Annotated in this window: 2 protein-coding genes and 2 pseudogenes; all 4 read left to right on the forward strand. The window is 46.0% G+C overall.

From position 1 onward, the window contains the following. Positions 1-21: 21 nt before the first annotated feature. Positions 22-14,850: an Ig-like domain-containing protein gene (locus tag D9A03_RS20150; RefSeq protein WP_120498928.1), complete on the forward strand. Its 14,829-nt coding sequence runs from the start codon at positions 22-24 to the stop codon at positions 14,848-14,850. Positions 14,851-14,856: 6 nt separating this feature from the next. Further along, a complete protein-coding gene (locus D9A03_RS20000; protein ID WP_216825552.1) occupies positions 14,857-15,609 on the forward strand; it encodes an ABC transporter transmembrane domain-containing protein in 753 nt (250 codons plus the stop codon). A 22-nt stretch (positions 15,610-15,631) separates the two neighbouring features. Beyond that, positions 15,632-16,588, forward strand: a pseudogene (locus tag D9A03_RS20010) (type I secretion system permease/ATPase). A gap of 3 nt (positions 16,589-16,591) precedes the next feature. Continuing rightward, positions 16,592-16,826: pseudogene (locus D9A03_RS19655) on the forward strand (hypothetical protein); the annotation flags it as partial.

Below are 16,826 nucleotides of genomic sequence, written 5' to 3' on the forward strand. Positions count from 1 at the left end.
TTATAAACGAGTGATCTAATTATGACTTCAACTACAAATGATTTAAGAGCTGCTGTTGAAAAAGCAAGAGCTATTATTGGTGATGAATTTGCGTCAGATACTGATAGAGCTGCTGGTTATATTGAGTTAGCAGAATTTTATAAAGGAGTTGATGAAGAAGTTTATGAACAACTTTTAACTCAAATGCAGATAACAACTTATAGTAACGTGATTGGGGGTGCTGCTATTTTTGGTAATCTTCAAGCTCAATTGTTTAATGGTCCCGATTGGTACAACCTAACTTTGGATGAATTTTCATGGGATATTCTGGATCGTCTAATTGAAGCTCATGAAGTAATGATTTCAAAGTATCCTCAAGATATAAGGCCCTTTAGTCTTGATGAGATACAGCTTGCTGATTTCTCAACGTGGGTTGATAAGGATATGGGGCAGAGTTTTCCCGGGAATATTCAAATTATTGATCATTATTTTGATGCAATTTTCGGAGATGTTACTCACCCCGCAGTGAGAGGTTTTTTACCTCCTGATTCTCAAATAATAAAAGATTCTTATACAGGAAGCTATCTTGGTGGATTATCTGGTATAGCTGGATATTCAGTGAATTTGGGGACTTTTTTAGCAGATTATGGCTTTGCCAACACTGAAGAATCATATCATTTAGGATTGGATCAAGGTTTAAGTTATGAAAATCAGCAATATCGCCTAGAACAAATTTTGGGTGGAGATGTATTAGTTGTTAAAGATATAGAGACGGGCATTTATGTTGGTGTGTATGAGAGAAGTTCTTTCATGCGAGATTTTTTGTCTAGTACAGGAAATATTACTAACCTTGTTGATCAATTGACTGATTTTGAAATCGATGCGATTAAAAATAGTTTAGGAGTCCAGCTAACTGATTTTAGTATAGATAGAAAAGTATTAGAGAAATTTTATGATGGTCATTCTTTTGGTGATCCTAACCTAATTAGATCTTGGCATTATGATCCTGTTGAAAAAACTTGGAGTAAATTATCTCCCGAACCCGGTTATAACTTTAAAGTTGAGTTGGCTACTCCTGAGTTGGCAATTCAATTAAATGCAGAACGATTAAATCGTCTTGAGTTACAAGAGATGATTGATGTTTTAACTGGTAGCTATATAACTGATGTTGTTATAACGGATGATGAAGTTAAAACCATCTGGAACGATGGGGCAATTTCCATAGAATATTCAAATGGAAATTTATCTTATACAACTGCCGATGGTGTCACTATTGAGGAGACCGAAGATGGTGAATCTCAAGTTCTCACGGGTACAGATGGCGTTACGTTCAATATAGATTTTTCTAACCCTGATTTTGTGACAATTACAGATAGTCTTGGTGGGGCCGCGACGGTTCCTACAGATCTTTATGATCCAGAAGATTTTTGGTCATGGGATGGTGCTTTCGACAGTATTTCTGTTGCTGATGTATACAATTCCAGCACGCCGAGCGAGTTCTCAAACCTGCCGACAGACGCAATAACAGATCCTGTGGCTGGAATAGATCACCCATTTGAGATTGTTGATAGTCTTAAAGATGTTAGTGATTTTAGTTACACTTCTGCTTTGATTGATCGTGCTTTGATTGATCAATATAATGGCTTGTTTTCTGCTTCCACGGGGTCGCCGCTTAATACAACGCCAAATGTTGATGGTGAAGTGAATTTAAGTGCTTTTAATTTCGAAAACCAATCCGACTGGTTTTCACGAGCATATAATGAACTAGTGGGATCAACGGGTGCGACCCCTGACTATCAGTCAACAATTTCTGGTATTAATCTTGGTGCATTCAATTTTGATCAGGCTTTGCCGAATGCGCAAATTGAAACTCCAATTTCGGATGGTATTCTTGCCCTAAATCCTCGAAGTGATGTTGGTCCTGAAACCGATATTAACGGAGGACGTTATGATCCGGAAACAGGTCATTACAAATCTAAAACAGGTAAAGTATCTGCTTATGGTCCGATGTCTTCTTTCAATAATCTTACTTTGGAAGAACAGCAGAACCTACAAAAATTAACTGGTCATACTTATCCGACAATGAAAGAAGTTGATCATGCTCGGAGAGACGCGGCAAAAGATAATGGTTACACTGATCAACAGTATGATGCTGCTAAACAAGACACTGAGGTTACGGCATTTGAAAGAGACTACGGAACACCGCAAAATAATAATGAAACTGACCGAGGTGGTAAACCGGTCGTTCTCGATCTGAATGACGACGGCGAAATTGCGATTGTTGAACGGGATGATTCCACAACATTTTTTGATATTGACGGCGATGGATACGAAGAAAATATCAGCTGGGTCGCCGCAGAAGACGGCCTGTTGGTTATTGATAAAAATAATGACAATGCCATTAAGGGGGATGAGCTTCTCTTTGCCAACGAAACGGCAGAAGAAGACACGGATCTGGAAGCTCTCAAGGTTTTGTATGATACAAATCAGGATGGCATTCTTGATCAGAATGATGTGGATTTCAGTCGCTTCAAAGTCTGGCAGGACCTGGATCAAGACGGCAAGGTTGATGATGGCGAGCTCAAGAGTCTTTCCGAACTTGGTATTCAGTCTTTAAACCTGACGTCTGATGGGAATACTGTTGTTGGGGACAGCAGTGTTATTTCAGGCTTTACAAGTTACACAAAAACAGATGGTTCCGAAGGGCTTGCCGCTGATGTTATTTTGGGTGCCAGCTCTACAAGTGTGTCCAGATCACTCTATAACAACGGGGTGCATTTCAAGACAAAAGACGGAAATTCCTTTGTTGCCGCTGAAAATGTCGAATTCAACGGTATTGCATCGTCTTTGTCAGCAAAGATGTTAACCGGAAACTCGCTGGACAACCGTCTTCTTGCCGGTGCAGCCAAAAGTGTTGTTCTGTTGGGCGGGGGCGGAAACGATCGTTTGATTGGTGGATTAGGAAATGACTGGCTTTCCGGTGATGCAGGTGCGGATAGAATTTCGGGTGGTAGTGGGCACGATATACTCTTTATCGATGCCGATGATACCCATATCGATGGCGGTAGTGGGCGTGATATTGCCTTTGTTCAAGGGGATGCCGCGGTTACACTGGACCTGAATGCAACACGACTGGAAGCTGCCTATGGCAGTAGTGGTCATGATAACTTTCATTATACGGGAACACAGAATGTTACCCTGAGCGGGCATGGCGGGAATGATGTTCTGCAAAGTGGTGCCGGGAATGATTTATTATCTGGTGGTGCCGGATCAGATACCCTGAAATCCGGGGCGGGGAATGATACCCTGGTGATTGATGCCGAGGACGATACTGCCAATATTGATGCCGGGGATGGCATTGACTGGGTTCATGTGCAGGGGAACGTGGGCGTCAATGTTGATCTGGCCCAGATTAATGCTGAAAATATTATTGCCAGTGACGGTGATGACATCATTACAAATTCAGGATCTGATAAAATCTTTGTTTCAGGTGGTGATGGGAACGATCACATTACAGGCGGTAGTGGTGTTGATATTCTCGAAGGTGGCGCGGGATCAGATACGCTGGATGGCGGTACGGGGTATGATTATGTGTCTTATGAAACCTCTTCTCGGGCAGTCAATGTTAACCTGGACAGCAAGAGTGTTTCAGGTGGTGATGCCGAGGGCGATAGTATTGATAATTTTGAAGGGATTATCGGATCTCGTCTGAATGATGAACTCATTGGTGATTCGTCTAATAACGTGATTTTTGGTAATGCCGGGGATGATTTTATCCAAGGGGGGTATGGATCAGATTACATTGATGGCGAAAATGGTAGCGATACCATCAGTTACCACGACAGCGCGTTTGGGGTCACCGTTGATTTGTCTACAGGCGAAGGGCGTTCGACTGCGCCGCAAACCACGACGTACACATACACTGTTAATCCTCCATCCCGTTCTGGTGGCGGATTTTGGAGTGGTGGGGGGAACTCCGTTAGTGGAGACAAGGATGACCGAGGCAATTATAGCGGCTCAGGCGGTAACTCTGTTAGCGGTGATAAAGATGATCGCAACAATGGTTACACTTCCGGTGGTGGGTCGCTGAGTGTTAGTGAGGGTAGTTCTGCTCCTATAACCCGAACTGTTACTGTGGATATAACAGATAAAGATACTTTAAAGTCGATTGAAAATATTTTGGGATCTTCTCATGCTGATATTCTGCGTGGTGATACAGAAAATAATATTATTGAAGGCGGCGCAGGTGCGGATACGCTGAAAGGCGGAGAAGGGAATGACACTCTTTCATACAGTCTTTCAGCCGAGGGTGTGACGGTTGATCTGGAGGCTGAGACGGCATCAGGTGGTGACGCGACAGGGGATGTTTATGATGGATTTGAAAATGCCATCGGTTCGGCTCAGGCAGACAGTCTTTCAGCCAAAATTTCAGGATCATCACTAGAGGGTTATGCAGGTGATGACACTCTGACGGGACGTGAAGGCAATGATGTTCTGGACGGAGGCGCAGGAGCCGATACCCTGGATGGCGGGGCTGGTGTTGATACACTGAGTTATCAGAGTTCAGACACGGGTGTAGCTGTTGATATGGAGGCAGGTACTTCATCTGATGGAGATACTTTTTCCAATTTTGAAAACCTGACTGGATCTCATCACGACGATACCCTTAAAGGTGACAGTGCTGATAACATCATTTCCGGAGGAACCGGGGCAGATAGCATTGATGGTGGGCTGGGTGTTGATACGGCGTCATACAAAAATGCTGTTTTTGGTGTTGATGTTGACCTCAAACGTGGCGGTGGTCGAAAACACGATCAACTGCAAACAGATCTGGATGCCAATAGATTTTCCGGGGATGTCATTGTTGATGCATTCAGCAACAAACGTGCGCTTCATCTGGGGACAGAGCTGTCTGCTGCCTATACCTTGGCAGCAATTGCGGGTGCGAGTGGTTGGGCAACAACCTCTGTCGCGTTGGCAAAGGGATCTGATGTAAATGCTTCTATCGGGGCAATTTTGTCTGCACAACATGATCTGTCTGCAGGAGAAGTGCGTCCGGAAAACAATGCATTTCTGGATGTGTCCTTTGATGGTGATGAAGCCATCATTAGTTACCACCGTGCAGATGGGACTCTGCAGGGAAAGTTTATTGTCAAAATAGCAGACGCAGACCAGCACAATGTTTCGTTGGGGTATGATAAAGAGACTGGCCTGACGGTTGTGTCTATTGATGGAAAGGTTGTGAATTCGTTCTCTTGGCTTACCGATCTTGATGTTATGGTTGGTAGCTATGGATCTAATGCTTCTACAGCAGCTTTTTCTGAAGCAAGTGATGATTTTATATTCTCAATCGGTTTCCTCACCGATGAAGCTCTGGACGATACGCTCGTTAATATTGAAAACCTTGAAGGGTCTGATCAAGGCGACCGCTTGGCCGGCGATGACGGCAATAATGTTATCGAAGGCTTTGGAGGAAATGATATTCTCCGTGGCTATTTGGGCGATGACACTCTTATTGGCGGAACTGGCGATGACATTCTAGATGGCGGTAAAGGCGACGATACCCTTAGTGGTGGCGAAGGTGATGACCAGCTCTTTGGTTTAGATGGCAATGATACCTTGCGCGGGGATGACGGGGACGACCAACTGGAAGGCGGCGAGGGGATTGACAGCCTTTCAGGCGGTGACGGCAATGACCTGCTCAAAGGCGATCTGGGGGATGATACCCTCCACGGTGAACTGGGCAACGACCAGTTAGATGGCGGCGATGGCAACGACACTCTCCACGGTGATACCAACGGCGTGCTGTTTAGTCGTGATGCTGAGGGAAATACCATCGGCGGATTTGGGGATGTGAGTTTCCATGGGGGATCAAGTTTACGTAAGGTTTCTGGTGGGACGGCTTGGAATGCGGGAGCTTATTCAGCAGAGAGTTTTACGGGTGCTGGTGAACTTACAGTCCACATTGAGGATACATCGACTACCCGTATGGTAGGTTTCTCTTCAACAATTGGGGATTCAGGTTATACATCTATCGAATATGCCCTTTACCAAGTTCCAGGCGGGATACTACAGATTTATGAATCTGGAGTAAGCAAGGGGAGCTTTGGCACTTATAATATCGGAGATATTCTGAGTATCGAACGCTCAGATACCGGCGTTGTGATATATAGCAAAAATGGGGAAACAATTTACACCAGCACAACAGTTTCTTCTCCGGATGTTGGTTTGTATGTTGATACTTCTCTTTATCAGAATGGTGCGACGATAGGGGAAACCCATCTATCGATAGGTACCAATGCATCTCAACCAGTGAACTGGATTGCAGACAATAACCTGAAAGTTGGTTCTCTTGGCTCAGATCTCTCCGTAGATTATCAAGACTTAAACGCAGACGGTCATGTTGATGCTGTGGTTAGCTCAAGTGATGGCCAAATCTGGACACGTCTTGGTGATGGAACAGGTAACTTTGGTGATGCTGTTAATAGCGGCTTAGGTACATCTAACCTACAGAAAAGTTCTGGTAGTACAGGTTGGAATTCTGGAGCTTATTCGGACGAAAGTTTTATCGGCAGTGGCATACTAAGCTTTACGGCTTCAGAAACAAACACAGCCCGTATGATAGGCTTTTCGTCTGAAGCTGGTAATTCCAGTTATACCTCTGTAGATTTTGCTATTAGCCAAGGTAATGATGGCATTTTAAGGGTTTACGAGTCAGGTGCTTACATTGCAGATTTTGGAACTTATTCTGCAGGCGATCTATTAACCATTGAACGAACAGCAACAGGTTCAGTGGTGTATTCTAAAAATGGTGAGGTGTTTTATACCAGCTTAAAGACATCAGCTGTTGATAGTTCCTTACTTATTGATGTAGCCCTACATGAAACTGGGGCGACAATTTCCGACATCAAATTATCAGTGAATGGTGCTGTAGCTAAACCAATTAATTGGAAGACTGATTCTACTATTACCTCTGTTGGAGTTGCTTCAGATCTCTCCGTAGATTATCAAGACTTAAACGCAGAYGGTYATGTTGATGCTGTGRTYARYTCARRTGATGGCMARATCTGGACACGTCTTGGTGATGGAACAGGTAACTTCGGAGATGCAGTTGAGCAGAGTAATGGAGTTGTTGGAGGGTTACTAAAGAAACTTTCAGGTGGCAGCGCATGGAATGCAGGAGCGTATTCTTCTGAAAAGCTTGAAGGTGCTGGTTCTTTAAGTGTTGAAGTAACTGAAGCCAATACACATCGTATGATAGGTCTTTCCTCGACAGCAGGAGATTCCAACTACACCTCAATTGAGTATACCTTCTATCTCGTGTCGGATGGAAAGTTTTACATCTATGAGTCAGGAGCAAGTCTCGGTACTTTTGGTACCTATTCAACGGGTGACATTCTTGGCATTGAACGCTCACTAGATGGTGTTGTCAGCTATATCAAAAATGGAGAGACGATCTATACGAGTACAGTTATATCATCTACAGACAATCCCCTGTTGGTTGATACGTCATTATACGAAAATGGTTCTACACTGAATGATGCTAAGCTGACAGATTCAGCTGGTATTGAAAAAGCTGTTACTTGGGTAACTGATTCTTCTGTTGAGGCACATAATCTTGGCTCCAACCTTACTGTTGCTTATCAGGACTTGAATTCTGATGGTCATGTTGATGCTGTGATCAATTCAGATGATGGCAAGATCTGGACACGTCTTGGTGATGGAACAGGTAACTTCGGAGATGCAGTTGAGCAGAGTAATGGAGTTGTTGGAGGGTTACTAAAGAAACTTTCAGGTGGCAGCGCATGGAATGCAGGAGCGTATTCTTCTGAAAAGCTTGAAGGTGCTGGTTCTTTAAGTGTTGAAGTAACTGAAGCCAATACACATCGTATGATAGGTCTTTCTTCGACAGCAGGAGATTCCAACTACACCTCAATTGAGTATACCTTCTATCTCGTGTCGGATGGAAAGTTTTACATCTATGAGTCAGGAGCAAGTCTCGGTACTTTTGGTACCTATTCAACGGGTGACATTCTTGGCATTGAACGTTCATCAGATGGTGTTGTCAGCTATATCAAAAATGGAGAGACGATCTATACGAGTACAGTTATATCATCTACAGACAATCCCCTGTTGGTAGATACGTCATTATACGAAAATGGTTCTACACTGAATGATGCTAAGCTGATAGATTCAGCTGGTATTGAAAAAGCTGTTACTTGGGTAACTGATGCTTCTGTTGAGGCACATAACTTAGGCTCAAACCTTACTGTTGATTATCAGGATTTGAACGGAGACGGCCATGTTGATGCTGTTATCAATTCAGATGATGGTCAGATCTGGACACGTCTTGGTGATAGTTCTGGTAATTTCGGTGATGCCATAGAACAAAATAACGGCACAACTGGAAGCGAACTCGGCTCTAACCTCTCTATAAAATACCTCGATCTCAATGGTGACGGTGTTACCGATGCGTTGATCAATGCTGGGGATGGTCGGATCTGGACGCGTCTGGGGAATGGTGCCGGTGATGACAAGCTTGCTGGCGGGGCAGGCGATGACTTGCTCTATGGTGATGTTGGTAAAGATACGCTGACAGGTGGTGAGGGCAACGATACGCTCTACGGCGGAGCAGGCGCTGATGATCTTACTGGAGGGAAGGGCGACGACCTTCTTATCGGTGGGGATAGCGATGGAGATGTCTATCGCTTTAATGTTGGTGATGGTGCGGATATCATTCGGAATAACGGTGCTCATGCCAAACTTGTCTTTGGTACAGGCATTGCCCTTGCCGATATAGAATATAGCAAACAGGGCAATGACCTGTTGCTTCGGACTTCTGCAACAGATGTCGTTACGATCGAGGGCTGGTATCTCGACAACAAAAAGCAGGTTGCAATTGCCTTTGTTGATCAAAGCGAAGATGAAGTTGGCCGCCAACTCATTCTGGGAGATAGTACAGACAATAATCTCTCGGGTAGCAATGGTGCCGATATACTCAACGGCCTGGGCGGGAGTGATACGCTTGCAGGCGGTGCGGGCGATGACATCTATATCTTTGGCCGTGGGCATGGCGAAAGCACAATCCATGATCAGGCGAGTGCAAACGGTACAGCTATTAATGCAGGCTATGACAGTCTTGTTTTCGAAAAAGGCATTACCGCTGCCGATATTATCACGGTGCTGTCTGGCAATAATCTAATCGTTGCCCTCAAGGATCCAAGCAATCCGGCTGCAACCATCTCCGAGTTGACCGATAAAATTACCATTACCAATTGGCTGGACACTAACCAACGTATTGAGGCACTGACCTTTGCCGATGGTACAGACATGGCTGTCTTTACAGGTAATCGTGCGGATTATCTGGTTGAGGATAATGGGGATGGCAGCTTTACGGTTATTGGCGGAGCTGACGGTCGTGATGTTGTCACAGACATTGAAACGTTGCGCTTTGCGGATGGTGACTTTGATCTGACGACTGTGAACGGCCCGGAAGCTGTTGACGCCAAGATTGTCTATAATGGATCTGGCCCTGTTTCTTACAAACTGAGTTTTACTGATGCAGATCTTGATGTTGCCGATAGTACAGAAGTTCTGAGCTTTAAGGTTGTTGATGCGACAGATAATGGTGACAACAGCTTTACGCTGCAAAGCGGTGCTTTGGTTACGATCAATGCAGATGGCACCTACAGCTATGATCCTCAAGGCTACGCAGGCCAGGACAGCTTTACCTGGCGTGTAACGGATAGCTCTGGGCTTTCCAAGGATGCTGTTGTTGATGTTTCAACGACTGCAGCAAATGTTTCTGACTATACAGTTCTTGATACACAGAATGCTGCGTCAAATGATGTGATCTCATCTGATGGCCGTCAACTTGGCAGTGCAAGCTGGGATGGCAGTGAACTGACCTATGCGACGAATGCGATTGAAGGTAAAGTCTATTGGGAAGTAAAAGTCCTTGTTGCAGGTGGTTTCTTCTCGAGTGGTGTTGCGCAAAAAGGTAGTAGTCCATCCTTTAATGTTGTTGGTGATGCAACGGGTTGGGGCTGGTATCGTGGCAATGGTGGTGAAAAGTACCATGACAATGTACGTAGTTCATACGGAATAGCAGGCGATGCTGTTGGTGATGTGTTTATGTACGCAGTTGACAAGTCCACGGGTAAAATGTGGATGGGTAAAAATGGTACATGGTTTAATGGCAGTGACCCATCTACTAACACGGCCCCAATGTTTGACAACCTTAGTGGTGAAATCTTCCCGGCCTTTACAGCGGGGACTTCAGCAACACCTTCTATGGAAGTCAATTTTGGTCAGGAAGCTTACACTTACGCACCACCACAGGACTTTGGTCATGTGGGTGTCGTTTATCCAGAGATTACAGGTACAGCTGGTAATGATATTCTGATGGGTGATTCTATCAGTGTCGTTATAGATGGTGGTGCTGGTGATGACTTGATCCAAAGTGGTGCTCTTCCTCATAACGGTACAGAGTTGAGTGGCGTTTCGCTTTCTGGTGGTGAATATCTGGGGAACAGCTTTACGGACACGGGTAGTAACCAGACCTGGGTTATGGAAAGCTGGGTACAGCGGGATAGTATCAACACCATTGATAGTATCTTTACCTCTCGTGACGGTGGTCCGGGAACTGGTTATGGCTGGATTGGTTTTGGTAATGATAATCGCCTACATTATGGAAGTTATGCGAACACTTATCCAAGCCCTGCGGATTATTTTTCTGTAACTAGTGAGGAAACTTTCACCAATATTGGCGAATGGATGCATATAACTGTTGCCTTTGATACCTCGCGTGCAGATGGCCAATTCGCTCGCCTATTTGTTAACGGTGAGGAAATCACTCTTTCTTCCAATAGTATTGGTTTCCCTGCGGGCTGGAATGGCTCAACTATTGGTACTAATTGGGAGCACAGAATTGGTGCGTTGCAAGGAGCATCAGAGTATGATTTTGCGGGTGCCATCGCGGACATTTCCTTTAGGGACGGTGGCACGGTTGATAACGCTGATGATCTTATCCTTGGGCAAAGATTAGCCGATGGTAGTTGGGCTCCTGACAGCCCTACATCTGATGCCAATCTTGGTCCAAATGGCTTCCGTTTAGATTTTTCACAAGCAAATAATCTTGGTGCGGATACGAGTACACAAGGAAACGATTTCTCCTTGAACGGCATTGATCCAGGTAATCAGGAAACCTCAACTGGTCTTATTGAACCGGCTCCTCTTGGAGCAACACTCTCAGGTGGATCAGGTGACGATACCATCATTGGCGGTGCCGGTGACGATCTTCTTGATGGTGGTTCTGGAAACGATGTAGCCGTCTTTACGGGTAATCGTACTGATTATCTGATTGAGGATAATGGTGATGGCAGCTTTACGGTTATTGGCGGAGCTGATGGTCGTGATGTTGTCACGGATATTGAAACCCTGCGCTTTGCGGATGGTGACTTTGATCTGACGACTGTGAACGGCCCGGAAGCTGTTGACGCCAAGATTGTCTATAATGGATCTGGCCCTATTTCTCACAAACTGAGTTTTACTGATGCAGATCTTGATGTTGCCGATAGTACAGAAGTTCTGAGCTTTAAGGTTGTTGATGCGACAGATAATGGTGACAACAGCTTTACGCTGCAAAGCGGTGCTTTGGTTACRATCAATGCAGATGGYACYTACAGCTATGATCCTCAAGGCTACGCAGGCCAGGACAGCTTTACCTGGCGTGTAACGGATAGCTCTGGGCTTTCCAAGGATGCTGTTGTTGATGTTTCAACGACTGCAGCAAATGTTTCTGACTATACAGTTCTTGATACACAGAATGCTGCGTCAAATGATGTGATCTCATCTGATGGCCGTCAACTTGGCAGTGCAAGCTGGGATGGCAGTGAACTGACCTATGCGACGAATGCGATTGAAGGTAAAGTCTATTGGGAAGTAAAAGTCCTTGTTGCAGGTGGTTTCTTCTCGAGTGGTGTTGCGCAAAAGGATAGCAGTCCCTTTGTCAATGTTGTTGGAGATGCAACAGGTTGGGGCTGGTACAGTGGAGAGAAGTTCCACGATAATGCCCGTTCCTCTTATGGTCCTGCAGGAGATTCCGTTGGCGATGTTATCATGTATGCTGTGGATAAAAACACAGGTGAGATGTGGGTCGGCAAGAACGGAAACTGGCTTGAAGGTGGCGATCCTGTCGCGGGCGTTAATCCAACGTTTGACAATCTGAATGGTGAAGTCTTCCCGGCTTTTACAGCAGGAAACTCTGCAACACCTTCTATGGAAATCAATTTCGGTCAGGAAGCTTATACTTACGCACCTCCACAGGACTTTGGTCATGTGGGAAATGCCCCTCCATTGTCTGATTTTCAAGGTACATCGGGTCATGATGTTCTGTTTGGAGATGAAACAAATAACATTATCAATGGTGGTGAAGGTGATGACCTCATCTCTGGCGGTGCTGGCAATGACATCCTAGAAGGTGGTGCTGGTAATGATACCTATCTTTATAACCTTGGGGATGGTTCCGACCTCATTCGTAATAATGGTTTGGAAAACAAAGTCATTTTTGGTGCTGGAATAACTCAAAATGATCTAACCTTTGTGAAAGATGGCAATAATCTGATTATCAAAGCTTCTGAAACTGATCAGCTGACTATCGAGAATTGGTTCGTATCATTTGAAAACCGGGTTTCATTCGAAAGCTCTGATGGCGCCGCGATGAACGTGGTTCTTGGTAATAACTCTGACAACAATCTCTCGGGCACTTCTGCAGAAGATACCGTTATTGGTTTTGCCGGGAACGATATTCTCAACGGTAACGATGGGGAAGATACACTCGATGGTGGGCTAGGAAACGATCAACTTTTTGGCGGTGCCGGAAATGATAACCTTTCAGGTGGTGACGGCAATGACCTGCTCAAAGGCGAGCTGGGTGACGATACGCTCCATGGCGACCTGGGTAACGACCAGTTAGATGGCGGCGATGGCAACGACACTCTCCACGGTGATACCAACGGCGTGCTGTTTAGTCGTGATGCTGATGGTAACCAGATTGGCGGATTTGGGGATGCTGAATTCCAAAGTTTAGGCCTGTCATCGGGTATTGGTCTGCGCAAAACATCGGGTGGTAATGCCTGGAATGCGGGTGCACATTCATCTGATAGCTATACGGGTTCTGTGTTGCTTTCTATGGAGGTTACAGAAACCAACAGTTATCGAATGATCGGCCTGTCATCGACGGTTGGTGATTCTGGCTACACGACAATTGAATACGCCTTCCAGCCTAACATAAATGGTATTTTGACAATTTATGAGGCAGGTGTTTCCAAAGGCTCTTTCGGTGCTTACTCAACTGGTGATGTTTTGACCATTGAACGTACCGATTCAGGTGCCGTCATCTATAAACAGAATGGCACAACTGTTTACACCAGTGAAACGCCTTCGCCTTCTTCTGTGCCTCTTTTTGTGGATACGTCCTTTTACGGGAATGGCACGACAATTGGTGAAGTGGAGGTTTCCGTTGGTGGTGGAGATGCTCAAGCAATCAACTGGATAGCTGACAGTAACATTGATACAGGCAAGCTGGGTTCCAACCTTTCCACTGTATACCATGATCTGAACTCTGATGGTCATGTTGATGCTGTGGTTAGCTCAAGTGATGGTCAGATCTGGACGCGTTTGGGTGATGGTTCTGGTAATTTTGGTGATGCCGAGTATCAAAGTTCGGGCCTGTCATCAGGTATAGCCTTGCGTAAAACATCCGGTGCTGACGGGTGGTCTGGCGCGCATTCCGCCGAGAGCTTTACGGGTGCTGCTGTTCTGACCATTGAAGCGACAGAAACGAACCGTGCACGCGCCATTGGTTTCTCTTCAACTGTGGGAGATTCTGGCTATACGTCCATAGAGTTCAGTCTCTATATGGGATCAGACGGTCATTTGCATGCCTATGAGTCCGGGACTTATCTCGGTGATTTTGGTGCTTATTCTACAGGTGATATTCTCAAGCTTGAGCGGACAGATAGTGGTTCTGTCATCTATTCCAGAAACGATGATGTTATTTATACCAGTCAGAAAACATCAGATCCGGATACAAAACTCTTTGTGGACACCGCGATCTATAAAACGGGCGCAACAATTGGTGAACTTAACTTGATAACCGATGGTACCGACCATGAAGTCAACTGGATAGCGGACAGTAACATTGATGCTGGCAAGCTGGGTTCCAACCTTTCCACTGTATACCATGATCTGAACTCTGATGGTCATGTTGATGCTGTGGTTAGCTCAAGTGATGGTCAGATCTGGACGCGTTTGGGTGATGGTTCTGGTAACTTCGGAGATGCTGTTGAGCAGAATACCGGAGTTAATTCTGACTCTCTAGGTTCTGATCTCTCTGTTAATTATCAGGATCTCAACGGTGACGGTGTTCTGGATGCTATTATTAGCTCTTCGAATGGTGAGATTTGGACACGTTTCGCCAATGGTGCCGGGGATGATATTTTATCCGGGGGTACCGGAGACGATGTTCTTGACGGTGATATTGGTCAAGATGTTCTCAAAGGAGAAGAGGGGAATGATAGCCTGATCGGTGGTGTTGGGAATGACATCCTTGAAGGTGGTTCTGGCAATGACAGCTTTATTTTCAAAGAAAATCTCGGTCACGATACGATCACAGATTTTGTCGCGGGTGCTGGTTCAGAAGATAGCATTCGTATCGAAGGCTTGAATATTTCAACATTTGATGCGGTTCTTCAACTGGCGGAACAGGTCGGGAATGATACTGTCATCAATATTGATGATGACAATTCCATCACTCTGAAAGATGTTCAGAAAACAGCCCTTCATGCTGATGACTTCCAGTTTGTGTAATCACTGATGTCAGATAGTACTTCCAAGACTGCTGTGCCTTCGGCGCAGCAGTCAAATCCTGATAATGCGGATAACGAGATCAAACAGGCTCTGGGCTATTGCCGAAAGGCTCTGGTCTCTATTGGACTGTTCAGCTTTGTCATTAACATGCTGATGCTGACCGGGCCGCTCTTTATGCTGCAGGTCTATGACCGGGTTCTGGCCAGTCGGTCCATTCCCACCCTTATTGCCCTGACGGTTCTGATTGCCGGGCTCTTTGGCTTTATGGGTATCTTAGAGGTTATCAGGTCCAAAGTATTGGTTCGGATTGGCCTCAAGCTTGATAGCGTGCTGACAGAGAGGGTTTTCAATATCTGGGTGTTACAGGGACTACTTAAAAGCGCGGGCAAAAAGACCAGCCCCTTGGCTGATCTCACCACCGTGCGTCAGTTCCTCTCGGGCAATGCGCCGGTTGCACTCTTTGATCTACCGTGGGTGCCTTTCTATCTCACACTTGTTTTCCTCTTGCACTGGACCCTTGGTCTGGTTGCTGTTGTTGGGGCCTTGATTGTTTTTGTTCTGGCCCTGACCAATGAACTCTCAACCCGCAATCACTTGAAAAAAGGTGCGGCCCATACGGCTGCAGCAGGGTCCTATGCCGATCAAAGTCATCGCAATGCAGAAACTGTTCTTGCTATGGGTATGGGAGAAAACGTCCAAAACCTTCCGGATGTTCCTGCAATCCATCATTCTTGCTGTTGGGGCTGCCTTGGCTGTTGAGCAACTCATTACACCGGGGGTGATGATTGCGGCTTCTATTCTCACTGGTCGAGCGCTTGCCCCTGTTGATCAGACCTTAGCACAGTGGAAGGGCGTGATTACAGCAAGACAGGCCTATCAACGCCTGAAAGCCCTGTTGAATGCCATTCCCAAAGAAAAGGATAAAACTGATCTTCCTGCCCCACAGGGTAAGCTCTCTGTAGAAAAGGTCTTTGTCACACCGCCCGGAGGATCAAAACCCGCACTTAAGGGCGTGAGTTTTACCCTTGAACCCGGACAGGGCTTGGGCGTCATTGGGACGTCAGCCTCGGGTAAATCCACGCTTGCCCGTCTTTTGATCGGGGCCTAGTTGCCCATGCAGGGAACGGTGCGTCTGGACGGGGCAACACTGGATCAATGGAAACGGACCTCGCTTGGCAAGCATATTGGTTATCTGCCACAACAAGTGGAACTCTTTAGCGGGACCATCAAAGAGAATATTGCCCGCTTTAATCCAGAGGCTCAGGATGCCGATGTTATCGAAGCTGCGCAACGTGCTGGCGTGCACGAGATGATCCTGCGGCTGGCCAATGGCTATGAAACTGAAATCGGGACTGATGGTGCCGGACTGTCCGGTGGACAGAAACAGCGTGTTGCTCTGGCCCGTGCGCTTTATCTCGACCCAGCATTGGTTATTCTGGATGAGCCCAATTCCAACCTTGATTCCGAAGGCGATGCTTCTTTGACCGAAGCGATCAAGGGCATACGCGCCCGAGGCAAGACCGTTATTGTAATGGCGCACCGTCCCTCTGCCATTGTGGCCGTTGATATGCTGTTGATGCTGAACGATGGTCAGCAAACAGCCTTTGGCCCGAAAGAACAGGTTCTCAAGGAAGTGACGCAGCAAGTACCTAATGGGCAAGTCCCAAACAGACAGTCGTCTGTTCAAGAAAACCCACAACAAGCTGGACAAACAACACCTCTGGGAACGGTTGGTTAGATAATGCAACAAGAAGAAACACAAGAGCTTTGGTCGGAAAAGCTGTGGGCGGGATCAAGTCGCTATGTGCTGACGGGGGTGTTGACTGTGGCGACCCTTGTCATTGGGCTCGGCGGTTGGTCTGTGATGGCCTCAATCTCTGGCGCCGTGATTGCCACAGGGGTGGTTATTGTTGAAGGCAAGCCCAAAACTATTCAGCATCTGGATGGGGGGTTGGTTGGCGAGATCCTTGCCAAGG

This window comes from Kiloniella sp. EL199, from assembly GCF_900313065.1.
Lineage (GTDB): Bacteria > Pseudomonadota > Alphaproteobacteria > Kiloniellales > Kiloniellaceae > Kiloniella.